The sequence below is a fragment of the Lacinutrix sp. MEBiC02595 genome (genome assembly GCF_053601555.1).
The window spans coordinates 46,075-69,800 of the sequence record NZ_JBSHNU010000201.1 but is presented as its reverse complement, the minus strand read 5'-3'; the positions used below and the strand labels follow the sequence as shown (position 1 = coordinate 69,800).

Below are 23,726 nucleotides of genomic sequence, written 5' to 3'. Positions count from 1 at the left end.
TAATGGACAATTCGCATAAACTGCAATTAAGTAAAGAAGAAATGAAGCAATATGGTTATCAAGTAATTGACACCATTGTAGCACATTTTGATACAGAAAACACTAAGAAACCAGTAGCGTCTGCTTCTAGAGAAGAAATGGATTTGCTTTTTAAAACGGAAGCACCAGAAGAACCTACAAACTATAAAGAAGTCTTAGATTTTGTCACCGAAAAAGTATTGCCAAATAGTAATATTGTTACCCATCCAAAATCGTATTCTTTTGTTCCTGGACCAAGTAATTTTGTGAGTGTTATGGCAGATACTTTAGCTACAGGATTCAACATTTTTTCTGGTGGTTGGGCTGCTTCTCCCGCTGCTGCGGAATTAGAAATAGTTACCATGAGCTGGTTATTAAAACTGTTTAAATTTCCGACTAAAAAAGGTGGTGGAATTTTTACAAGTGGTGGCTCCATGGCAAATCTTACAGCACTAGTAACTGCAAGAAGACAACGATGTGGCGATGATTTTTCGAAAGCTATTATTTATCTTTCCGATCAAGCGCATTCTTCAAATATAAAAGCAATTCGTGTTTTAGGCTTTAAAAAAGAGCAAATACGAATTATCCCTACCGATATAGAATTTAAAATGGCTATTAATAAACTTAAAAATGCCATTGCAAAAGATAGATTAGAAGGTTTACAACCGTTTTGTATTATTGCTTCCGCTGGAACAACAAATACAGGAACTGTCGATCCTTTAAATGAAATCGCTAAAATATGTAAGACTGAAAAACTTTGGTTTCATATTGATGGTGCTTATGGTGCCGCTGCAATTTTATCCAAAAAAGGAAGTCAAGTATTAAAAGGAATTGAAAAAGCAGATTCCTTAGCAATAGATCCGCATAAGTGGTTATACCAACCTTATGAAATGGGATGTTTATTAGTGAAAAATCATAAATGGCTAAGTGAAACTTTTACTGAAAAGCCAGAATACCTAAGAGATATTGAAGGCAATACTTCCGAAATTAATTTTTACGATCATGGTATTCAACTGACACGCCGTTTTAGAGCTTTAAAGTTTTATATGTCTATGAAAACCTTCGGACTTTCCGCATTTAAAAAAGCGGTTTCCTATTCTATAGATTTAGCCGAAGAAGTAGAAGCAGATTTACGAAAAAGCGCCAATTGGGAAGTAGTATCTCCCGCTACATTGGCGGTTATCAACTTTAGATATAATCCGATTGGAAAATCTTTCAGTGAAAAAAAACTAGACGCTATCAATCAAGAGATTTCAAAAAGAGTTGTAGACTCCAGAGAAGCTTTACTAGTGACTACCGTTTTACAAAATCAAGTGGTTTTACGCATGTGTTTAATTAATCCTAGAACTACCATTTACGATGTAAAAGACACCTTAAAAATGTGTGAAGCATTTGCTAAAGAAATTATTTAATTTTGTTTTAAAATAAGTAGCTAAGCTGACTTTTATCATATTTATTTTTCACGTTTTAAACTATCTTTAATATAGAATTTAAAACCATAAGAAGATGAAAAAAAGAACGCCAGTTTCAGAAATAATGACAACAGATGTTATCACGCTTAATCACACAGATGATCTAGAGATAGCAGAAAAATTATTCAAAAAAAATAATATCCGCCATATTCCGGTAGTCAGTGGAAACAAAATAATTGGGCTGCTAAGTTATACCGATTTGTTACGTATTAGTTTTGCAGATGCTATTGATGAAGACGAACAAAATGTAGACACCGTAGTATATAATATGTTTACTATTGAGCAAGTAATGGCAAAAAATTTGGTAAGTGTTTCTTCTAACACAACCATTTTAGAAGTTGCTAAAATACTAGCAAAAAAAGAATTTCACGCCTTACCTGTTGTAGATCAGGATAAATTAGTTGGTATTGTTACCACTACAGATTTAATAGACTATTTGATAGAGCAATTTTAATATCTATATTTAACAAAAAAAGGAAATCGCTTGGTTAAAATGCCAAGCGATTTTTTAACATATATTTAATTAGGATAAACTTGTCTTAATTAAAATAATGTTTTACCTTTATAGAAGAAATAAAAGAACTATATGTTTTCGAAAGCTTGCGAATATGGAATAAGAGCATCAATTTTCATTGCGAAAAATTCGCAGGAAGGCAAACTTGTTTCTCCAAAAGAAATTTCTGAAGAAATAAATTCTCCTAAAGCTTTTACTGCAAAAATTTTACAAGCTTTAGTCAGAAATGACATTATAAACTCTGTAAAAGGTGCTTATGGAGGTTTTGTGATAGATAAAGATGTCATTGCATCTATAAAGCTTTCGCAAATAGTAGAAGCCATTGATGGCGATAATATATACAACGGTTGTGGTTTAGGTTTAGATACCTGCGATGAAAATCATCCTTGTCCTGTACATGATAAATTCAAGGTGATACGCGATGAATTAAAACACATGTTAGAAACGACCAATTTAGAAGAGCTTGCTTTAGGCATAAAGTCTGGAGCTTCCTTTTTAAAGATCTAAAAAAAATTTGAATATAAATAGGATAAATTTATCCGAGATAAAAATAGCCTGATCGCTCCTAATTAAATAAAAGGATAAAAGGCAAACACTTTTTTACCAATATTAAAATAGATACATTATGGAAACATTACAAAAAAATACGCAGAAACAAATAGGTGAGTTTGTAGCAGACGATTTTAGAACTGCAGCAGTTTTTTCAAAATATAAAATAGATTTCTGCTGTAATGGAAACAGAACTATTGAAGAAGCTTGCGAAAAAAAAGGTATTGATAGCAATACGTTAGCACAAGAATTAGAAGCTGTTTTAAATTCTAAAACGGACCAATCTATAGATTACAAATCTTGGCCTTTAGATTTACTAGCCGAATATATTGAAAAAAAACACCATAGATATGTGGAAGAGAAAATCCCTGTATTACGTCAGTTTTTAGATAAACTTTGTCGTGTCCATGGTGAGCGTCACCCAGAATTATTTAAAATAAATGAATTGTTCACTGCTTCTGCTAACGAATTAACAGCACACATGAAAAAAGAAGAACTGATGCTCTTTCCTTTTGTAAAAAGAATGGTAAAATCGAAATTAGAGCATGTGGACATACAATCGCCACAATTTGGAACCGTTGAAAACCCAATTGCAATGATGATGCAAGAACACGATACCGAAGGCGCGCGTTTTAGAGAAATAGCAGAACTTACCGATAATTATACACCTCCTGCAGACGCTTGTAACACCTACAAAGTAACTTTTGCAATGCTGGATGAATTTGAAAAAGACTTACACTTACATATACATTTAGAAAATAATATTCTATTCCCTGAAGCAATAAAACTAGAGCAACAATTTAATTAACAGCATTTTATAATTTGTAACTTTAGTACTTAGAAAATCCTGGAACATTTCCCTAAACATGTTCTGGGATTTTTATTAAAACAGATACCTTTACGTAAGGACTATTTTTTATTAAAATGCAAAAAAAATTCATTCTTGTTTGTTTAATTAACTTCTTGGTTGCTGCTTTAATGGGTTTGGCACTGCGATTTTCGGTTATAGAATCTATTGGTTTAAACTATCGCTTTTTAACACATGCTCATTCTCATGTTGCCATGTTAGGCTGGGTTTACCTTATGTTGTTTGCGCTAATTACACATTATTTTGTTCCAGATAAAACACAGGTTTATAATCGTTTATTTTGGATCACAGAAATTGCAGTTATTGGTATGATGTTAAGCTTTCCTTTTCAAGGTTATGCAGCAATTTCCATTTCCTTTTCTACATTACATATATTTTGCAGTTATTACTTTGCCTATCTAATTTTTAAACATCATAAAACCAAATCTATTGTTACTAGTAAGTTACTGAAGGCTTCGCTCCTATTTATGGTGCTTTCTACATTTGGTGTTTGGTGTTTAGGACCAGCGGTTTCTATGCTAGGACAAGCATCTGCCTTTTATCAAATAGCCATTCAGTTCTTTTTGCATTTTCAATTTAATGGTTGGTTTTTAATTGCTGTTATCGCTGTGTTTTTCCATGTACTTAAGATAGAAGATTCCAAATTATTCCGGTTGTTCTTCAAACTATTAATTGCCGCTACTATTTTAACTTTTGCATTACCAATTCAGTGGTTTGCACCTCATAAAGCACTACTATTTATTAATGCTTTTGGGATCCTTTTACAACTTGCAAGCCTATATTTATTTTTAAAACTTATTAAGCCTAACTTGTTGGAGCACACAAAAACACAACCTAAAATAGTACTTTATCTTTATTTCTTTAGCGTTGTATGTTTTGTGTTGAAAACATTTGTACAAGCATTTACACTTTTTCCTGAATTTTCATTAGTAGTATTCGAACATCGTAACTTTATAATAGGTTTTATTCATTTAATGATGCTTGGTATTATTAGTGGTTTTCTTTTTTCTTTTATATTAAACACGACTTTAGTCCGATTTACAAAATCGCTATATATTGGAGTTTACAGTTTTCTTTTAGGTTTTATATTAACCGAAATGTTATTACTTATTCAAGGTTGTAAATTTTATTTCGAAGAAGGAATGCTAACCAATTATTATCTTTTATTATTCCTATTTAGTATATTATTACCATTAGGAATCCTTTTTATTTTATTACATATTATTAAAACAAAACACGATGCAAAACAAACCACAAAAACGTCATAAAGCGCTACAACCATTAAGTCGAGAACATCATCACGGACTATTATTATCTTGGAAAATTAGATCTGGATTTAGCAAGAATATTGCTCCAGAACGGATAAGAATGTATGCTAATTGGTTTTTTGAAACACACTTAATTCCGCATTTTGAAATGGAAGAAACATATATTTTTACTATTCTAGAAGAAGATAATGAACTTGTAAAAAAAGCTTTAGCAGATCATAAACAGATAAAGGCTTTATTTGCGGAAACCGGAGACGACGCCATAACATTAGGTAAAATTGAAGAAGTATTAGAACAACACATCCGATTTGAAGAACGCATTTTGTTTCCTGAAATACAGAAAATAGCTACGGAAGAACAAATGCTTCAAATAGAAAAAATCCATCAACCAGAAGACTTTAAGGATAATATAGAAGATGCATTTTGGAAGTGATTAAAAACAGAGAGCTGTTAGATTATAGAAATCTAACAGCTCTTGAAGTTGCAGTTTGGTGATAAATCCAAAACCTTATTTTACTCTTTTTTAAACGTTGTTTTAAACAAACTAGGCTTAACTGTTATCATTAACCAAGCCCAATTATTTGCATTATCGCTATTTCCTCCTTTTAAAACTTCCATAGTTTCTGTTGCAAACATTTGTGAATATCCTGCTTGAAATTGAACATCTTTAGTCCATTTATAACCTAAAACCACATCGAGCTCTGTACCTAAAACAGCACTCATTTCTTTTCCAGAAGTATCCACAACAGTTGCTGCCGAGGAAAAAACATGTGGAATTAATTTTGCTGAAAATTTATTTTTTTGATACGCTATAGTTGCATTAACATCTAATAATCCTACAGAATTTATATGATTTCCAACATAAAAATAATCCATCAAACCATTAAATTTATGGTTGGTACCAAACAAAGGATTGAAAGATTTTATTTTGTTTTCTGTACTGTTACTATCGGTACCAGAAAGGTACTCTGCTCCTAGACCAGTTTTAAATGCTTCACTAATGGTATAAAATACATTTCCAGTAACGTTATATGCATGCAAACTTGTGTTTGCAATTTTTCCAGTTTGAAAATACATAGAAGCATCTGCCTGTAACTTATTTTTCTTGTACGTAAGATGCGTACCTATAGTTTGGTTATACGCTACTTTTTGTTCGTTATCTGCATCATAAGCTAAGCCGTTATTGAGAATTAAAAAGCTTAATCCAACCGCATCCCATTTCGTATGATACCAAGCATATTGAAACGCTTTGTAATTATCTACAGTATAATTCTCTTCAAACAAAGTTTCTGCATTTTCATTAAAAGCCAATCCAATATCCAATTGATTATTTTTATTTAGTTTATAGGTCGCAATAAATGCATCATGACTTCTTGCTTGTTGTGCCCAACCAACGTTTCCAAAGATTCTATGGTCATCATAAACAATTTCTTGACGACCAAATTTTAAAGAAAATTTAGGATCTAAATGTAGTATTGCCCAAGCTTCATGAATTGCAGTTCCATTGGTATCGGAAGTAGATAATGTAGAGACATCACCCCAAATTCTAACATTTTGTAACGCTAAATACATCTGTAATTTTTCGCTTTTATAACCAAAATTTAATCGTGTACGTTGCGATATAAATGTTGCTGCCTCTGCGTCATCTGCTGTTAAAGTTTTGTAGCCATGTCTATATTCAAAACGTGGTCTTAATACTGTTGAAATCTCAAATTCTTGCGCGTAAGAAGTCATTACAACTCCTAAACATAGGATTGTTAATATACTTTTCATTTTTAGTTCTGTTTTATTCCGGTAAGGTTTTTAAAATCTTGAAGGATATTTTATTGTGTAAGTTCTAGAATGGTAGCTACGGTATCTTTATTATCTACCCCTAAACCTTCTTGCTGGTGTATTAATTCGCCTTTGGTATTAAAGACGCTAATGATATTGGAGTGTGAAAAATCTATAGGTGAAATCTGCTTGTATTTCATAGCAAGTACATTAGCAAATTCGCGAACACCACTTTCGGTTCCCTGCAAAAAAGTCCATTGTTCATCATCCATAAGATTTTCAATAGCAAATGCTTTTAAACGTTCTGGTGTATCGGTGTCAGGGTCGATACTTATTAGTACAAAATTTAAATCTTTTAGGTTTTCTTTTGGGATTTCCGCTTCTATATTTCGCATATCTGCCACTAAACGAGGACAAGCAGCTTTACAAGAAGTATAAATCATGACCATCACTAAAGTTTTTCCTTTTAGATCTTTAAGCTGAATCTCCTTACCTTCTTCGGTATGCCATTTAGAAGTTAAATTGAAAATGGATGCTTCTGAAATTTCATTCGTTTCCAATACTTTTGAAGCTTTCTCTACGAGTTTCAAATCCATGTTACAAATAGGACAACTGCTAGCTTCACTATACGTTTTTTCGCCTTCGCATTGCATAGGACATTGGTAAACGGCTAATTCTTCCGAATTATTTTTAGAAGTTTTAGAATTGCAAGCCGTAAAAGCAATTACAATTACCAAAACAGAAAGAAATATTTTTAAGTGTTTCATTTTTTATTGATTTTTTAATACCAAATAAACTTCAAAATGATGAGTTAAATTCGTTTCTATTTCCTTTACATATCCATATAAAATAGAACCTTAACTAATGCTATGCTTATATTTTCTATCTCATCTAAAGAAAATACTATTCAAATTTACCATCCATAATTTTAAAATTCATTTGGTATATCTTTAACACATCTAAACCCTAAATTCTTCATAGAGTATTTGGCTTTTAAGCTTCCGCGAATAGCATAGCGCATAAAAGCAGCATAGTTCATTAAGTCTGTAGCATTGACTGCAGCACTTCCGCAGAACAAATTATTGTCTTTATCCACGTCTTTTCTAGATTCTCCAGAAATTAAAACCGAATTAAAATCGAGCGTCCATTCCCAAACCAAACCATGTAAATCATGAACTCCCCAAAAGTTTTCAGGATGGAGTCCTATAGTATTTTCATTAGTTCTTGGAGCTTCATACCAAGCAAGAATTTCGGCATTATATTCGGGTTTAACCCTTGCATCTTTTGTGGTTTTATCTGCCATTGCAACATATTCCCATTCATCTATCGTTGGTAAGCGTTTTCCTTGGCATTCGCAATAATCTTTAGCTGCAAACCAAGACACATAAGTAACTGGACTGTTCGGTTTTTCGGTGTTTTTAAGGGCTAAATCCGATTTCCAATTTACTAAATATCCTTTATCTGCGAATAAACTAATGACTTTCGATTTTTGCCATTTCGGATTTTTTTTCACAAAATCTACATATTGGGAATTGGTTACTGGATACACATCTATTTCAAAATCTTTAACAGCAACTACAGTAGAATCTCTTCCGTATAGCGGTAAATACCGACTACCTTTAATAGAAACCATGCCTTCAGACTGTGCATAAAGCATCGTTTGAAACACTAACAAAACAAACAAAATTCTAAAGGCTTGGCTTTTTATCATTTTAAAAATTATTTACTTTTTTTAACTTTTTCTACCATTTCTTTGGTGACCACTTTTTTAGAATTTCCCCAACTGTTATACACGTATGTCATCACATTTGCAATTTCATCTGTAGATAACATTTGTCTAGTCATTACACTGTTATATTTTTCACCGTTCACTGTAATTTCGCCAGTTTTTCCACGTAAAACAATTCCGATAGCACGATTTACGTCCGCATTTAAATAATCGGAATTTGCTAAAGGAGGAAATGCATTTGGAATACCTTGTCCTTCTGCCTGGTGACAAGCAAAACAAGTTTGCATGTATGCATTTTTACCAAATTCCATTTGCTCTTCAAAAGATTTAGCTGGAATTTGTGATGCTACAACTTCGTCTGTAGTTGGCATACTTTGAATTCCAGGACCTTCTGGTAAATAAATATCATCTCTAATTTCACCAGAATATATTTTCTTATTTTCTTCACCTTCCACTTTAAGCATTCCTAAAGCACCTTTATTAAATGCTCTAAATATAGAGTGATCGACTAAAATAAAAGTTCCGGGTACATCGACACGAAATTCTACCATTGCAGCACCACCAGCAGGAATCATAGTCGTTTGTACATTTTTATTAATTAAATCACCACCTTCCACATGTACTCTGTCGAAAATTTCACCAATAACATGAAAAGAAGATACTAGACCTGGTCCTCCATTACCAACAAATAACCTTACTGTTTCTCCTACTTTTGCAGTAAGCGCATTATCTCCTGTAAGCGCACCAACTTTACCATTAAACACTACATAGTCGGCTTTTTCATCTACCGCTTTTTGCATATCAAAAGGTTGTAATCCACGTTCTCCATTTGCACCTTTAGTATAGAAATCTCCTTGCATAATGTAGTATTCTTTATCTACTGGAGGCAAACCACCTTCTGGCTCCACTAAAATTAATCCATACATTCCGTTAGCAATATGCATTCCTACTGGAGCAGTTGCACAATGATAAACGTACAATCCTGGATTTAAGGTTTTAAAAGAAAATACTTTTTCATGTCCGGGAGCTACAAAAGAAGATTCTGCGCCACCACCAGGACCAGTAACTGCATGCATATCAATATTATGTGGCAATTTGTTATCTGGGTGATTTTGTAAGTGGAATTCTACCTCATCTCCTACTCTGGTTCTTATAAAGCTTCCTGGTACCGTTCCGCCAAAAGTCCAATACATATATTCTACGCCATCTGTCATTTCACCTACTTTTTCAAGGATTTCCATTTTAACGATAAGCTTTTTTGCTTTACGTCTTCCAACTGGAGTTGGCACATTAGGTGGCGAAGTTAATTCTGCCAGCATTTCTCGGTTTACAGGAATATCTTCTGCGTTTGCATATTCTGTTTCTTTCTTATTAAAGCAACTAAACATGGTTAGTGCTAGAAGAAGTGTTATTAATTTCAGTGTAGTTTTCATATTAGTTAGTTATTAATTATTTCACGAAATTAAAGCTAAGAATAATTTAAAAACATGACAAATATCACAATTCTAATAAATAAGATAAAATTGTCTTATTTAATTTTTATTACTTACATTCACAATAAAATTTGCAAGGTTTATGTGACAAAGCTGATTTAAATCATATTTCTTTTTATACTTTTAAAATACCTTTAAGAAATAATCTAAACATTATGAAAAACATATTATTACTTTCCGATTTTTCTACTAATTCAGAAAATGCAATACAGTATGCGATGCAATTTTTTAAAAATGAAAAATGCACTTTTCATGTTATGCATATACATAAAATAGGAAGTTTTACATCGGATGATTTGATGAACTCTCCAAAAGAAAGTATTTATGAGTCTATTACAAAAGAACCTAAAGAAAAACTAACCGCTCTTGTTGAAGAATTGAAAAATACATATACCCATGTAAATTACAGTTTTGAAACACATTTAGATTTTGATGTTTTTGCAGATGCAATTAAACAGTTAGTTAAAATTAAAAACATAGATTATATTGTTATGGGAACCAATGGAGCTTCAGGAGCTAAAGAGTTTCTATTTGGTAGCAATACCGAAAATGTAATTAGAAAAATAAATTGCAAAACGCTAATTATTCCTGAAGATTATTCTTTTACACCAATTAAAGAATTATTATTACCATTAGATCCTCAAGATACTATAGATGGAAAACAGTTTTCTAACGTATTAGATTTTATAGAAACTTACCAATTACACCTTCATGTTTTAAGAGTGAATCCAAATAAAGAAAATCCTGAAATAGAACAAGAAGATATATCTAATTTAGCGCTTTTGGATTGCACGTATCATGCGGTAAATGATGTACCTATGGATTTTGCTTTATCTAGTTATATGCAAACAAACACGATAGATTTTTTATGTTTATTTGTTAAAAACGAAGGGTTTTTAGAGCATTTCTTTTCTAAAGCGAACACGAAAGTTAACATCTCAGAAATAAGTAAGCCAATACTTGTTCTACATCCTTAGTCGGAGTTCATTACAATTTAAAATAAGCAAAGTACTCTTTAATTAAATCTTCTAATTTCGTTAAATAAGCTTCTCCTTCTGTGTTGTTTTTAGCATCTTTTAAGTTAGAAATCTCATCTAACATAGGAACTAAAACCACATGCAATTGATCATGAGGTTCACCAACCATATTACAATTTTTAATAATATAACTGGTTTGCTTGGCAAGCTTTTTCCCTAAAGCATTGTAGTCTTTACTATTCTCCTCTTTAAATGTTTTGATAATCGCGTTCATTTTTTCCACACCACCTTGTGTTTCGGGGTTTACAAGCCATTTTTTACCACGATTCATTTTAAGTTGCAAAGTGTCTAGCAATGCAACTTCTTCCGTTTCTGAAATGCTCTTTTCTACTTTTTTAGTTTCCGGTTTACAACCAAAAGTTACAACCAAAAGAAGTAGCATTAAAGTATATTTTGTTTTCATACGTTTTTATATTTAATGTAAATTATGAATTTAAAAGTCTTTCCTCTTCGATTTATATACGATTCTAAAAACGGGTAAAATCACCCAAACAGTTAACATTACGAAAGATACAATAAGTCCGAAACTTGTACCGAAAAATTGTTTAAAAACGGCTCCTGTATATCCCAATAATGCCGAGATATCTAATTTTAATAAGATTAGCGTTCTGGATAAATCGATAGGATTAAGCATGGTACCAAGCAAAGATAGTTTGTCTAGCGGATAATCTTCAAACATAATTAATGTCATTAAAAACAGTCCGTCATAAATTACCGCAAGAAACAGCCAAAGTAAGATGGCGTACCCAAAACCTTTGATTTTGTTTTCATTGGAAAGTGCAATGTTAAAAGCTAATGCGGTAAAAATTAAGGTTAAAAATGTTCCTGTAATGAGCAACAATGAAAAATCCCAAATCGCACTACTTTCAAACAAACCATAAAAAACAAACGGAATTCCTAAACCTAGAATTAAACTCATAGAAAGCGATAATGCAACGCCTAAATATTGTCCTAAAAATATGGAAGATCGTTTTATAGGCTGCGCTAAAAGCAACTCTGTAAACTCTTGGGAATTATAATAATACATGACGCCAAAAATGGTTCCAATTAAAGGTACTAAAACGATAATAACATTCATTAAAGTAATTACTGCTTTGGATAAGTCGTTGTTTAAAAATAGTAACACAACACCAAGCAATAAATAGAATGCAAAATAGACGTAACTCCAACGACTACGCATTAAATCGAAAAAACTATATTTTAATATTTTAAGCATGATTATCTGTTAATATAGACGCAATGGCATGTTCAAAATCTTGCTGATTGGTCTTGGTTTTTAATTCGGAAATAGGTCCTTTAAAGTAAATTTTCCCTTCTAAGATAAATACAATTTCATCGGATATTTCTTCCACAAAACTCATGATATGCGAAGTAATAAGTATTGTTTTCCCTTTTGCCTTTTCCGATTGAATTAAATCTTTTAAACGAATCAATGAAATAGGATCTAAACCTGTTGTTGGTTCATCTAAAATGATTAATGGACTATTAAACATAAAAGCTAAAACCAGGTTTACTTTTTGTTTTGTTCCTCCAGAAAGGTTTCCTAATTTTTTATCTAAAAAAGGTTCTAACCGAAACAATGCTATTAAACGTTGATCTTCGTCTGTAGGTTTACGCAAATCTTTAATCATTTTAATTAATTCCTTCACCTTTAAATTACTCGGAAAGTTGGCTATTTGTGGTAAATAATCAATTTTATGTCTGTAATCCGAATTCTTTTTAATGTTTTCTCCTAAGACTGTAATTTCACCTTTATCTGGAATTACCATTCCTAAAACGGCTTTAATTAAAGTTGTTTTTCCGGAACCATTTGGACCAAGAACTGCAAAAATCCCGCCTTCATTAATCGTTAAGTCCAAACCACTTAACACTTGGTTTTTTCCGAACTTTTTATGTAAATTTTGAATGGTTACCATGTAATTTTTTTAATTTGTGGATTGTTATCAAGTAAATCATCTGGAGTAAAAACAGGCGACACTTTTTCAGAAAAATCAATAATATCTATAAACATACTACGCAATAAAATAATGGTTTCTGGCGTACGATTTACGATGTACGAAAACAGTTTAACAGGTCGAAAAGGGATATCTCCTACACCATTTTTATCGAGATCATAACCGGTATAATTGCTCCAATAGTTTTTATCAAAAATATTATCATTTACATTACTATTATATGCAATATCGAAAGAGTTATAGAGAAAATTATTTTGGGTAAACGTATTGGTATAGCAAGCACCTTTTACCTTAATTGCCCAACCATTATTCTTGAAATTATTGTGTTTATATACAATTCGGTTAGAACCTTCTATATTAATACCAATGGTATTATCTTCAAAAGTATTCCCTGTAATTTCGGCATCATTAATTTCTTTAAGTAGCATACCATACGATGCTGTTCCCCAATTTTCTTTAAAAAGGTTGTTATACATTTTTATACGTTTAGAAAACATTACAGCAACTCCAGCGCCATTATTTTCGAAAGTATTATCCTGATAAACATCATCATTAGAAAACATAAAATGCAATCCGTAACGCACATTTAAAGTGCTTACATTATTTTTAATAGTACAAAAATCCGAAAATTCTAAATAAATTCCATCCCGAACATGTTGCACAAAATTATGTTCAATTTGTACATTTTTACTATACCACAATTGTATACCGTTTCCGGAATTGTATTCTTCCACAGCATCCCCAATTATCTTATTATGATAGACTTTGCCATCTCTTGATTTTTCGATATAAATTCCGAAGAAAAGCTTTTCTAATACCAAATTCTGAATCACAAAATTCTTGCTATTCTTTACTCGAATAGCAGCATAATCTTCGGTATAACTGGTACCAACATTAATAATAAACAAACCGTCCACGGTTACATTATCGGAAACAATGGTGATAATTTCACCTTTTAGCTCCCCATCAATTATAGGATAATTTTCGCCTATAATAGTTAGCGGCTTATCGACTATAATAGTATGCTCTTTGTAAGTTCCTTTTTTAACAAGTATGGTATCGAAATCCTTAGCTTGACTTATAGCTTCTTTTAAACTGGAAACAGGACATGTTTTACAAACGGCAATAGTTTGCGCAATGGAGGTATTATTAATTAAGATAATTATAAGAAAAAGAAAAATATTTTTCATAAAACTATTCTTTAAGATGAACCAGTAGCGCTTCCCAAGAATATAATTCGCCTCCTTTTTCAGATTGAACTTTTTCTGCATCTTCTTTATTTTTAAAAGCGGAGAGAAAAGCTCCCATTGGACTTGGAATATTCTTACTTATTAAAAAGGTTGCTTGTGTTGCATCTATTAGTGTTTCGGGTTCTGTGAAGTTATTCGTTAAATAAAGTTTAATTTGTGAAGTATCAAAATCTTCCATAAAATGCACCATACACTCGGAAGCATCAAATTTATAAACTTTACCTTTTTTAGTAACAATTTCTGCTGCGTGAATTTTATCTACTATAGTCATTTTACAAAACTGACAACCATCACTACCATATTCTATGGCTTTTGGTGATACATTACAGCTTATAAAAATTAAAAGTAATACAAGTACAGAATAGTGTTTTAGTGTTTTCATTTTTTTAGTGTTTTGAAAATGTAAAATTACTATTTTGTTTTCTTTATACTCATTTTTCGGCCTAACCAAAAAGCGACAAGTGTTAAAGACATTCCTATAAACATTAAGTATCCTCCAGTATGTGGTAAAGAAGTAACATCAAAGTTTAATAGTTTTTTAAAACCAATTAATGGTGGTTTATACGACATTGGTGTACCGTCTGGATTGGTTACTTTTATAATTGCGTGCGGATCTAAATTTCCTCCATAATCTACTAACCAATTATTAAAATCGTACATCCCTAAAATACCAAGTACGGACATAAATAGAAACCAGCCTAAAAAATATTTATAGCTAACTTTCTCAAAATAACCTAACAGACCAATAACAACACCTAACATAGCCATGCCAAATATCACCTTTGGAAACATAGAGAATTCCCACATTTCGTCTGCTTTTGGGATGGTTTTCATTCCGATATAGTGATTTAATCCATCTATATTTTGTAAATCAAATTCAGATACGCCTTTAATACCATCAATATAAATATTCATTCCTAAAGGATCTGGATATTGAGGTGCTCCAAGCATAATGTTCCATAACGGAAATTTAAAAAGCCCTAATAACAGTAATGAACCAATAATCATTATAATGCTAGCCTTTTTCATGGTATTTAAAATTTAATGTTATTCAATTACGTGAAGTTTCTGTAGTAACAGATTGTAGTGTTTTAGAAAGAAAGGCGAGAGCGAAATAAACAACTCTCGCCTTTATTAGAGAAATAAACACTAAAACAAAACTTCTCTAATTATTTTTAATTAATTATTCAATATCTTCTCCAAGAGACCACTTGATTGGTGTGTCTGAATTTGCAGCAGATACTCTAATATATCCTTGCATTTCCTGGTGTAAAGCAGAACAGAAATCGGTACAGTAAAATGGCCATACACCAACTTGTTTTGGTTCCCAAACAGATGTTTTTGTTTGCCCTGGCATTACTAGTAATTCTGAATTGTTTTGACCTATTACCGCAAATCCATGAGGTACATCAAAATCTTGTTCTAAATTAGTCACGTGAAAGTATACTTTGTCTCCTACTTTTACACCTTCAATATTATCTGGTGAGAAATGACTTCTAATCGTTGTCATGTAAATATGCACGTCTTTACCTTCTCTAACCACCTTAGTATCATCATCTGATTTAGCTGCATAAGGATGCTTATTATCTGCTAACTTATAGATTTTTTGAGATTGCTCTTTAATGATACTTGCTTCCATTGCTGCAGCATAATGTGGTTCTCCATGTGTTGGGAAATCTAAAAGTAATTCCATTTTATCTCCAGAAATATCATACAATTGCGCAGAATGCTCCATTTCTGGACCTGTTGGCAAGTATCTATCTTTGGTAATCTTATTCATTGCAAACATGTATTTACCTTGTGGTTTTCCAGAATTTCCTCCAGGAATAGTTAAGTGACCCACAGAGTAATATGTAGGTTTTCTATCTATAACTTCCCAAGTACCTAATTTCCATTTTACAACTTCAGAAGAAATAAAGAATGTAGTATACGCATTTCCTTTACCATCAAACTCTGTGTGTAATGGTCCTAATCCTGGTTGCTCTACAACTCCTGCTAAAACATCTTCGAAGTTTAAAATTGGAATTCCGTACGCTTCCCCTGCAAATTTTTTGTTTTCAATAGCATCTAACATTTTTGTAAAGGAATGCACCGTTAAATTAGCCGATAATTTACCATTACCTACAATATATTCTCCAGAAGGATCTACATCACAGCCATGCGGTGATTTTGGTGTTGGTATAAAAAAGACAGCACCAGGTACCTCTAATGGATTAACCACACGTACTTCTTTTTTCATAGTAGAAGTTGCGGTATGTGTATCTTCGTCATATAAATTGTGTGCATAATTAGCAGGCATCATTGTTCCTCCTCCATTATTTACATATTCTTCAATTTTTTTCCAGTTTATTGCTGCTATAAAATCTTTATCATTTTGTGAAGCATTAACCTCTAAAAGCGTGCTAGCTTCTTCTGTATTATAGGTAGTAAAGAAGAACCATCCATGTGATTTTCCACGTCCAGGATGTGATAAATCATAGTTAAATCCTGGCATCAATACTTGAAATTTTATATCCATATGTCCTTCTACAGGATCTACAGAGATAAAAGATAACGCCCCTTTAAAGTTCCCTTTATATTCTTTAATAGGCATATCTCGTTGCGGAATTGGCACTGAAAAACGTGTTCCTGCTACTACATACTCCGTATTTTCAGTAACAAAAGAAGAACTGTGATTACCTGCACTATTTGGTACCTCAATAATTTCTTCGGTTTCAAATGTGGTAAGACTAAGTCTTGCAATACGTGGTGTATTGTTTTCATTTATAAATAGCCAACGACCATCTAACTCTCCCTTAGATTGCGAAATATCTGGATGATGCGCATCTCCCCAAGGGATAAATCCATGTGAAGTGTTTAACATAGGTTTCGTTTCTTCTGAATACCCATAACCAGAGGTTGGAAATTGAGAAAACACAGGGATTTCTTTAAACATTCTACCAGAAGGCAAGCCGTAAACCGTTACGTTACCGCTGTAACCTCCAGATAAAAAGGCGTAATGCGAATCGTACTCTCCTGGAGCAACATATACTCGTTCGGCAACATTACTCGCTAATGCACCAGATTTAGAACCTGATTTGTTGCCGTTATTACAACTTGTAAACCCTAAAAGGATAACGAGCATTGCAATACTTGATGTTATTATATTTTTCATTTTTTATTATTCTTTAGTTCGTATTTTAATTATTCTGTTGGAGGTAATAAAACTTTGTCTATTACATGTACAATTCCATTTCCTGCAGGTATGCTTGCCAATATTTTAGCTCCTCCAATCATTGGTTCACCGTCTATAACTTCTACTTTTACATACCCATTATTAGCTTGTCCTAATTTTTTAAATTTCTTTAAAAAGTCTTTAGAGTAGTTTCCAGGAGTTACATGATACTTTAAGATATTAGCTAAAGCATCTTTATTTTCTGGTTTTAGCAAATTTTCAACGGTACCTTCTGGTAGAGCGGCAAAGGCTTCGTTAGTTGGTGCAAATACCATTAGTGGTCCTGCATTTACTAATACGTTTTCTAACTGTGCTGCTTGCACCGCTGCAACTAAAGTAGTGTGATCTTTAGAGCCCATTGCAATACTTAGAACAGTGGTACCTACATCTCCCTCAATAAAGGCTTGACCTGATTTTTGTGTTGTGGCTTCCGTCTTTACTTGTGTAGGTGTATTTTCATTATTGTCTTTGCAAGCACTTACTAAAGCCATCGTTGCAAAAACAAGAAACAAGTTTTTAATTGTTTTCATAATGGAATTATTATAAGGTTCTAAAATATTCTAATACTGCTCTAGCATCTTCTTCTGTAAGGTGTTGGTTTGCCATTGGCGCTCCATTAAATTCTATTAATAATTCTTTAGCTAAAGGATCTTTTTGAGTCATTTCTTCTGGGTTTAAAATCATATTCATTACCCATTCTGGAGTTCGTCTTTCTAAAATACCTGTTGGTGCTGGACCAATAAATTTTTTATCTGCTCTATGGCAAGCGGTACACATTTTTTTGTACACATCTGCGCCATGTGTAGCCATTTTTTGATCTACTTCTGCACCAAGCGTAACAGAAGTAATTGGACCAACACCTTTATTAGATAAATCTATTTTTTTAGATGCAGGAACTTTTTCTGCTTTAGGAGCTGTCGCTTTTTCTGTTGTTGCTTTCTTTTGATAAGAGAATCCTTCTTTTTTCTTTTCTTCTTTGCCTCCACAACTTATTAGAAGTGTTACAAATAATACCATCAATACTTTTAGTGTTGTTTTCATCTGTTTTAGTTAATTGTTTATTTTAATACTTCAAAAATACGTCCTAAAATTATGTTAAAATATGACATTTATCATATTTCGGATAAAAATGTCTTAATTGAAATTTAGTCCTCAAAAAAGCCAAACAATGTTTGGCTTTTTACTCACTTTAAAAATTTATTTAACTAACTTAAGACCTCTTTTTAAAGTGAAAAATCAATATTTTTTTTTATAGAATCAGCGTTTCCTCTAATTATTTATAATTAAATTTTAAATGTCATCACTGGTAATGTAGAGTGGTTTGCAATGTCTTCAGAAATACTACCTTCAAAAAAATGTGCTAAACCAGTTCTTCCATGCGTTGCAACAGCAACTAGATCTGCACCTATAATATTAGAGTAATTTAAAACCCCTTTTTCAATAGAATAATCATTTACATAAGCCACCTCTTTCATTTTATCTAGATTGCCTTCTGCAGCTTTTAAAAAGTCGGCCACACGTTTTTCTATTTCTGTAGAACTTCTAAATCTATTATCTGGAAGGTTTACATATACCAAATGCATTTTAGCATCTAATGCTTCGAACATTCTACTTGCATTTAAATATGGTTTTATTGCTTCTTCAGAAAAATCGGAAGCAAAAATCACGTTTTCAAAATCTGTTAAAATAGGATTCTCCTTTATAACTAAAACCGGAATATTAGAGTGTCTTACTACTTTTTCGGTATTAGAACCAACAAGTACTTCTTTTAATCCACTTGCACCATGAGAACCCATTATGATTAAATCTACACCCTGTTCTTTAGCTACCTCACTAACCTCACTAAACACTTTAAAATGTTTTACTAATGGCGTTACCTTAATATCTTTTAAATAGGCTTTATCTAAAAATTCTTGAAACCTTTTTTCTGCAAGTTTTAAATAGAAAACGGTTTCTTCTTGTTGCATATTTTCTGCATTAGAAATAACTGCGTTAGAAAGTTCTAACATGTGTAATGCTACAATTTCTGCATTATATTTTTTAGCTAAAACAGCTGCGGTTTCTAATGCATATTCTGAATGCTCAGAAAAATCTATTGGTACAATAATTTTTTTCATGATATTTTGTTTTAAATGGTCATTGAAAATAGTTGTGCTTCGGGCTTATTACGTTGTAAAAGCAAATCGAAAGCCATACAAATATTTCGAACAAAGGGTTTTCCTTTTTCTGTTATTATTATTTTATTGGAAAAGATTTCAACTAGTGCATCTTGTTCCATTTCTTTTAATTTTATTAATGTATCTGGTAATTCTGAAAAATAATTTTCTGTTGCTGACCAAGAAGTTTCCAATTGGCACATGAGATTTAAAATATGATTTCTAATAATTAAATCTTCTTCGTTTAAAATATGACCACGATATATTGGGATGATATCTTCCTCTATTAAATGGTAATATTCTTCTAATCCTTTTACATTTTGCGCAAAACCATACCAACTATCACTTATGGACGAAACTCCAAGTCCTATCATAACCTGCGTTTTAGAAGCACTATATCCCATAAAATTTCTATGCAACTCTTTATTGGTTGTAGCTTGATATAGAGCATCTGTTTGTAATGCAAAATGGTCCATTCCAATTTCTACATAATCTGCTTCAAACAACATTTTCTTCCCTAATTCGTATTGGTTTCTTTTACTTTCAGGAGTTGGTAAATCGCTGTCTTTATAACCACGTTGTCCATTTCCTTTAATCCAAGGTACATGTGCATAACTATAAAAGGCAATTCTGTCTGGCTTTAATAACTTGGTTTTATTAATGGTTTCTTCTACATGTGCTTCGGTTTGAAAAGGCAATCCGAAAATAATATCATGACTTATCGAAGTATAGCCAATCTCTCTCGCCGCTACTGTAACACGTTTTACGTTTTCAAAAGGCTGTATTCTATGAATTGCTTTCTGAACGGTTTCATTATAATCTTGCACACCAAAACTTACACGTTTAAATCCTAAATTAAAAAGTGTTTGTAAATGCGCTTTAGTGGTATTGTTTGGATGCCCTTCAAAACTAAATTCATAATTTTCAGCACGTGTGGCTTTTCTTAAAAGACCTTTAATTAAACGCTCTAAATTTTGTGGTGTAAAAAAAGTTGGTGTTCCTCCACCTAAATGTAATTCCTTAATATTTGGTTTCGTTTGTAAAAGATTACAATACAAATCCCATTCTTTTAAAACTGCAGTGATATATGGAGACTCTACTTCATGTCTTTTAGTAATTCGTTTATTACAACCGCAAAAGGTACATAAACTTTCACAAAATGGTAAATGAATGTATAAACTAACACCTTCTGCATCATTACTTTCTTGAAAAGATTGTATTAACGATGTCTTCCATTTTTTTAAGGAAAAGGTTTCGTTATTCCAATAAGGAACAGTAGGATAACTCGTGTAACGAGGTCCTGCAACATTATATTTATTAACTAGTCCGTTTACCATACCCCAAAACTACATAGGTTAAATCATAAAAAATATGACATATATCATATTAATAAAAATGGATAGCATTAAGATGTTCGGTTGTGCTTGCATGAACGCTTTTATCTACTTAACTTTACGGAAACATTTAAAAATTAATCATGAAAATCACAAAACCTTTAACAATATTAGCAGTTAGTTTATTATTATTTACTTCCTGTAAAGAAGAAAAAAAAGAAACAGAGACTCCAGTTATAACAACTACGGAAGCAACTAGTTCTTTTATTATAAAACCGGAAGCAACTTCTGTAAAATGGACGGCATTTAAAACAACAGACAAAGTACCAGTTGGTGGAGAGTTTGCAACGCTAAATTTTAAAAACAAATCTGGAGCTACGCCGGAAGAAGCTTTAAACAATTTAGAGTTTACCATTCCTGTAAGTAGTTTATTTACTAAAGACGACACTAGAGACGCTAAATTAAAAGCCTCTTTCTTTGGCGCTATGTTAGATCCTGATTTAATAAAAGGAACCATAACCAATACGAATGGTAATTATATCGCTTCTATAACTATGAATGGTGTTACTGCAGATTTACCTTTAGATTACAGCATTAGCGATGAAAGACGTGTAACAATGAAAGCTACCATGGATCTTAAAAACTGGAATGCTTTAAGTGCTTTAGAAACATTAAATAAAGTTTGTTTGGATTTACATAAAGGAGCAGATGGCGTAAGTAAGACTTGGGAAGATGTAGAAATAGTAATCACTACCTATTTACGCGATAAATAAACAACTAAAACCCTTCCGTTTTATAATTTGTTTTTCCCTAAATATATTTTAACTTTAGTACTTAATCTAAAACCTGTATAATAATGAAAAGAAGTAGCATTTTTATTTTAGCTTTAAGTATGCTTTTTGCAATTGGTTGTAAAAAGGAAGTAAAACAAGAAACAGGAACGACCAAAGCGATGACCGCTAAAAAAGTGAAGATGAAACTGGAACCAAAAAGCGATAGTAAGGTGAAGGGTGATATTGCTTTTACGGAAGAAGACGGAAAAATTAGAATGGTTGCTATTATTGAAGGAATGGATCCAGGAACAACACACGCCATGCATATTCATGAAAAAGCAGATTGCTCTGCTGCAGATGGGACTTCCTCTGGAGGACATTGGAACCCAACAGCACAACCGCATGGAAAATGGGGAGATACTGCTGGATACCACAAAGGAGATATAGGCAATTTAACTGCGGAAGAAAATGGTAGAGCATATCTAGAGTTTTCTACAGACGAATGGTGTCTAGGTTGTGGAGATCCAAATAAAGATATTTTAGGAAAAGCTATTATTGTTCATGCTGGAGCAGATGATTATGGTCAACCAACAGGAAATGCTGGTGGACGCATAAGTTGCGGAGGTATTATTGAATAAGAATCCTACATTTATAAAAATAAAAAAGCACCGTTTGGTGCTTTTTTTATTACTTATTAATTTACTACATTACACAACTAATAATACTATATGCATTTAGACCTACTGGTTACTAAATTTCAAGACAAGGACGAAAAAGCCTTTGAAACACTTTACAATATGTATAGTGATAGTATGCATGGTGTTATCTATAATATTGTTAGAGATCATGACATTGCACAAGAAGTTATGCAAGATGTTTTTATAAAAGCATGGAATAACGCAAGTACGTACTCTTCAAAAAAAGGTCGGTTTTTTACTTGGATTCTAAACATAGCACGCAATGCGGCGATAGATCAAACACGTTCTAAAAACTTCAAAAAGGCAAAACAAAACCTTAACTCCGATTTTTTCGTAGATATCATTGAAAGCAACGAAAGCTTAGATAATCAAACAGATGCTATTGGCATTAAAGGATTTGTATCTAAATTAGCTGCAAAATGTAAAGAAGTAATTGAACTGTTATATTTTAAAGGATATACACAAAAAGAAGCTTCCGAAACATTAGAAATGCCAATTGGTACAATAAAAACAAGAAATAGAAAATGCATAAGCGAATTACGTAATATGCTAGAAGTTTAATATGGATATAAAGGAATACATAGCATCTGGAATTTTGGAACTTTACGTTGCAGGTACGCTTTCTGAAGAAGAAAGTAAGGAGGTCTATAGACTTACTTTAAAACATCCTGAAGTTCTTGACGAGGTTTTAAAAATTGAAGCAGCAATAATTAAACTTACAGCAGCAGCTTCGCCAAGTGATAGTAAATTACTCTATCCTTCTATTAAAGAAAAAATAACAACAGATACCACAAAAGTAATACCTCTAGATACAAAACCTAACAAACAATGGTTTACGTACGTAAGTTGGGCAGCTTCTATTGTATTTGCTGCAGGTTTTTTATATTTCGCTAATCAAAACAACCAGCTTAAAGAACAAATACGTGTTGCTGATATAGATAAAGAATTACTGGAAGTACAAATAGAAACAGGAAATTCTAGTTTAACCGAAGCTAAAAAGCTTATTTCGGTATTAAGAGATAAAGATATTATACCAGTTGCACTTGCAGGACAAGCGGTTTATCCGGAAGCATACGCAAAAGTATATTGGGATAAAAAGAGTAATAGTATTGTATTAGATGCGCAAGGTTTACCAGAACCTCCAAAAGGAAAGGTATACCAAGTATGGTCTTTAAAGTTAAACCCTTTAACACCCACAAGTTTAGGTATAATAGCTGATTTTTCTACAGACGAAAACAAACTATTTACTATAGAAAATGCTAATGCGTCTGAAGCATTTGGTATTACATTAGAGCCTGAAGGAGGAAGTGAATCTCCTACTCTAGAGCAACTTTACACACTTGGTGCTGTTGCTTCTACACCTTAAAAAATAATATTATTTAAAACAATTCTTTCTACAGATAGAACCTTAAAACGGTAATATCTGTAGAAATTCTTATGCGAAAATATTGTGTTTATTGGTAATGCAACACGGTGATTTGATAAATTAAGGACTCGAATAGGATTGCATATTTCAGTTCTATAAACAGGTCAAAATCACTATATAACCTGCGTTTTTCCTATTAAAGAATTTCCTTCCTAAAATAAATCCAAAAAAAATAATTTTAAAGTGTAACAAATACTGT

General features: G+C 32.2%; 26 protein-coding genes. 11 read left to right on the top strand and 15 right to left on the bottom strand.

Annotated elements, in window-relative coordinates:
• Positions 1-2: 2 nt before the first annotated feature.
• The 6 genes from ACVCZW_RS06680 to ACVCZW_RS06655 all read left to right on the top strand — a co-directional run bounded on the left by ACVCZW_RS06680 (position 3) and on the right by ACVCZW_RS06655 (position 5,122).
• Positions 3-1,430 (top strand): pyridoxal phosphate-dependent decarboxylase family protein, encoded by a 1,428-nt coding sequence (locus ACVCZW_RS06680; RefSeq protein ID WP_452231988.1) that lies wholly within the window; start codon positions 3-5, stop codon positions 1,428-1,430.
• A gap of 94 nt (positions 1,431-1,524) precedes the next feature.
• Entirely contained in the window at positions 1,525-1,944 is a 420-nt protein-coding gene (locus ACVCZW_RS06675) for a CBS domain-containing protein (protein ID WP_452231987.1), read from the top strand.
• Between the two features lie 132 nt (positions 1,945-2,076).
• Complete coding sequence (locus ACVCZW_RS06670; protein ID WP_452229370.1) at positions 2,077-2,511, top strand: RrF2 family transcriptional regulator; 435 nt, start codon at positions 2,077-2,079, stop codon at positions 2,509-2,511.
• Between the two features lie 118 nt (positions 2,512-2,629).
• Positions 2,630-3,361 (top strand): iron-sulfur cluster repair di-iron protein, encoded by a 732-nt coding sequence (ric, locus tag ACVCZW_RS06665; RefSeq protein WP_452229369.1) that lies wholly within the window; start codon positions 2,630-2,632, stop codon positions 3,359-3,361.
• Between the two features lie 116 nt (positions 3,362-3,477).
• Entirely contained in the window at positions 3,478-4,689 is a 1,212-nt protein-coding gene (locus tag ACVCZW_RS06660) for a hypothetical protein (RefSeq protein WP_452231986.1), read from the top strand.
• Positions 4,661-5,122, top strand: coding sequence for a hemerythrin domain-containing protein (locus tag ACVCZW_RS06655; protein WP_452231985.1), 462 nt, complete (start codon positions 4,661-4,663; stop codon positions 5,120-5,122). The genes ACVCZW_RS06660 and ACVCZW_RS06655 overlap by 29 nt, the downstream gene beginning before the upstream one ends.
• An 80-nt stretch (positions 5,123-5,202) precedes the next feature.
• Here the strand turns inward: ACVCZW_RS06655 and ACVCZW_RS06650 are convergent, their stop codons facing one another.
• The 4 genes from ACVCZW_RS06650 to nirK form a co-directional block, all read right to left on the bottom strand.
• Complete coding sequence (locus ACVCZW_RS06650; protein WP_452231984.1) at positions 5,203-6,462, bottom strand: alginate export family protein; 1,260 nt, start codon at positions 6,460-6,462, stop codon at positions 5,203-5,205.
• Between the two features lie 50 nt (positions 6,463-6,512).
• Positions 6,513-7,229, bottom strand: a complete 717-nt coding sequence (locus ACVCZW_RS06645) for an SCO family protein (protein ID WP_452231983.1) — start codon at positions 7,227-7,229, stop codon at positions 6,513-6,515.
• Positions 7,230-7,390: 161 nt separating this feature from the next.
• On the bottom strand, positions 7,391-8,173 hold the full coding sequence (locus ACVCZW_RS06640) for a formylglycine-generating enzyme family protein (protein WP_452229364.1): 783 nt from the start codon (positions 8,171-8,173) through the stop codon (positions 7,391-7,393).
• Between the two features lie 8 nt (positions 8,174-8,181).
• Positions 8,182-9,624 carry a copper-containing nitrite reductase gene (gene nirK / locus ACVCZW_RS06635; RefSeq protein ID WP_452231982.1) on the bottom strand — a complete coding sequence of 481 codons (1,443 nt, stop codon included), beginning with the start codon at positions 9,622-9,624 and terminating at the stop codon, positions 8,182-8,184.
• Between the two features lie 215 nt (positions 9,625-9,839).
• On the opposite strand from nirK, the gene ACVCZW_RS06630 reads away from it, so the two are divergent.
• Positions 9,840-10,661: a universal stress protein gene (locus ACVCZW_RS06630; RefSeq protein WP_452229362.1), complete on the top strand. Its 822-nt coding sequence runs from the start codon at positions 9,840-9,842 to the stop codon at positions 10,659-10,661.
• A gap of 10 nt (positions 10,662-10,671) precedes the next feature.
• Here the strand turns inward: ACVCZW_RS06630 and ACVCZW_RS06625 are convergent, their stop codons facing one another.
• The 11 genes from ACVCZW_RS06625 to hemN form a co-directional block, all read right to left on the bottom strand.
• Positions 10,672-11,124, bottom strand: coding sequence for a hypothetical protein (locus ACVCZW_RS06625; RefSeq protein ID WP_452229361.1), 453 nt, complete (start codon positions 11,122-11,124; stop codon positions 10,672-10,674).
• 30 nt (positions 11,125-11,154) lie between these two features.
• Positions 11,155-11,937, bottom strand: a complete 783-nt coding sequence (locus tag ACVCZW_RS06620) for an ABC transporter permease (protein ID WP_452229360.1) — start codon at positions 11,935-11,937, stop codon at positions 11,155-11,157.
• Positions 11,930-12,637: an ABC transporter ATP-binding protein gene (locus ACVCZW_RS06615; RefSeq protein ID WP_452229359.1), complete on the bottom strand. Its 708-nt coding sequence runs from the start codon at positions 12,635-12,637 to the stop codon at positions 11,930-11,932. Before ACVCZW_RS06615 ends, ACVCZW_RS06620 begins: the two co-directional genes overlap by 8 nt.
• Complete coding sequence (locus ACVCZW_RS06610; RefSeq protein ID WP_452229358.1) at positions 12,631-13,866, bottom strand: nitrous oxide reductase family maturation protein NosD; 1,236 nt, start codon at positions 13,864-13,866, stop codon at positions 12,631-12,633. Before ACVCZW_RS06610 ends, ACVCZW_RS06615 begins: the two co-directional genes overlap by 7 nt.
• 4 nt (positions 13,867-13,870) lie before the next feature.
• Positions 13,871-14,308, bottom strand: coding sequence for a nitrous oxide reductase accessory protein NosL (locus tag ACVCZW_RS06605; protein ID WP_452229357.1), 438 nt, complete (start codon positions 14,306-14,308; stop codon positions 13,871-13,873).
• A 29-nt stretch (positions 14,309-14,337) separates the two neighbouring features.
• Positions 14,338-14,955 (bottom strand): hypothetical protein, encoded by a 618-nt coding sequence (locus ACVCZW_RS06600; RefSeq protein ID WP_452229356.1) that lies wholly within the window; start codon positions 14,953-14,955, stop codon positions 14,338-14,340.
• A 154-nt stretch (positions 14,956-15,109) separates the two neighbouring features.
• Complete coding sequence (gene nosZ, locus ACVCZW_RS06595) at positions 15,110-17,080, bottom strand: Sec-dependent nitrous-oxide reductase (RefSeq protein WP_452229355.1); 1,971 nt, start codon at positions 17,078-17,080, stop codon at positions 15,110-15,112.
• Positions 17,081-17,109: 29 nt separating this feature from the next.
• Complete coding sequence (locus ACVCZW_RS06590) at positions 17,110-17,670, bottom strand: fasciclin domain-containing protein (protein ID WP_452229354.1); 561 nt, start codon at positions 17,668-17,670, stop codon at positions 17,110-17,112.
• 10 nt (positions 17,671-17,680) lie between these two features.
• Entirely contained in the window at positions 17,681-18,181 is a 501-nt protein-coding gene (locus tag ACVCZW_RS06585) for a c-type cytochrome (protein WP_452229353.1), read from the bottom strand.
• A 242-nt stretch (positions 18,182-18,423) separates the two neighbouring features.
• Positions 18,424-19,257, bottom strand: coding sequence for a universal stress protein (locus ACVCZW_RS06580; protein WP_452229352.1), 834 nt, complete (start codon positions 19,255-19,257; stop codon positions 18,424-18,426).
• Between the two features lie 11 nt (positions 19,258-19,268).
• Positions 19,269-20,633: an oxygen-independent coproporphyrinogen III oxidase gene (hemN, locus tag ACVCZW_RS06575; protein ID WP_452229351.1), complete on the bottom strand. Its 1,365-nt coding sequence runs from the start codon at positions 20,631-20,633 to the stop codon at positions 19,269-19,271.
• A 140-nt stretch (positions 20,634-20,773) separates the two neighbouring features.
• Between hemN and ACVCZW_RS06570 the strand changes: the two genes are divergently transcribed.
• The 4 genes from ACVCZW_RS06570 to ACVCZW_RS06555 all read left to right on the top strand — a co-directional run bounded on the left by ACVCZW_RS06570 (position 20,774) and on the right by ACVCZW_RS06555 (position 23,467).
• Positions 20,774-21,403: a YceI family protein gene (locus tag ACVCZW_RS06570; protein ID WP_452229350.1), complete on the top strand. Its 630-nt coding sequence runs from the start codon at positions 20,774-20,776 to the stop codon at positions 21,401-21,403.
• An 83-nt stretch (positions 21,404-21,486) separates the two neighbouring features.
• Positions 21,487-22,041: a superoxide dismutase family protein gene (locus ACVCZW_RS06565; RefSeq protein ID WP_452229349.1), complete on the top strand. Its 555-nt coding sequence runs from the start codon at positions 21,487-21,489 to the stop codon at positions 22,039-22,041.
• A gap of 90 nt (positions 22,042-22,131) precedes the next feature.
• Complete coding sequence (locus ACVCZW_RS06560; protein ID WP_452229348.1) at positions 22,132-22,662, top strand: RNA polymerase sigma factor; 531 nt, start codon at positions 22,132-22,134, stop codon at positions 22,660-22,662.
• A 1-nt stretch (position 22,663) separates the two neighbouring features.
• On the top strand, positions 22,664-23,467 hold the full coding sequence (locus ACVCZW_RS06555) for an anti-sigma factor (RefSeq protein ID WP_452229347.1): 804 nt from the start codon (positions 22,664-22,666) through the stop codon (positions 23,465-23,467).
• Positions 23,468-23,726 lie beyond the last annotated feature (259 nt).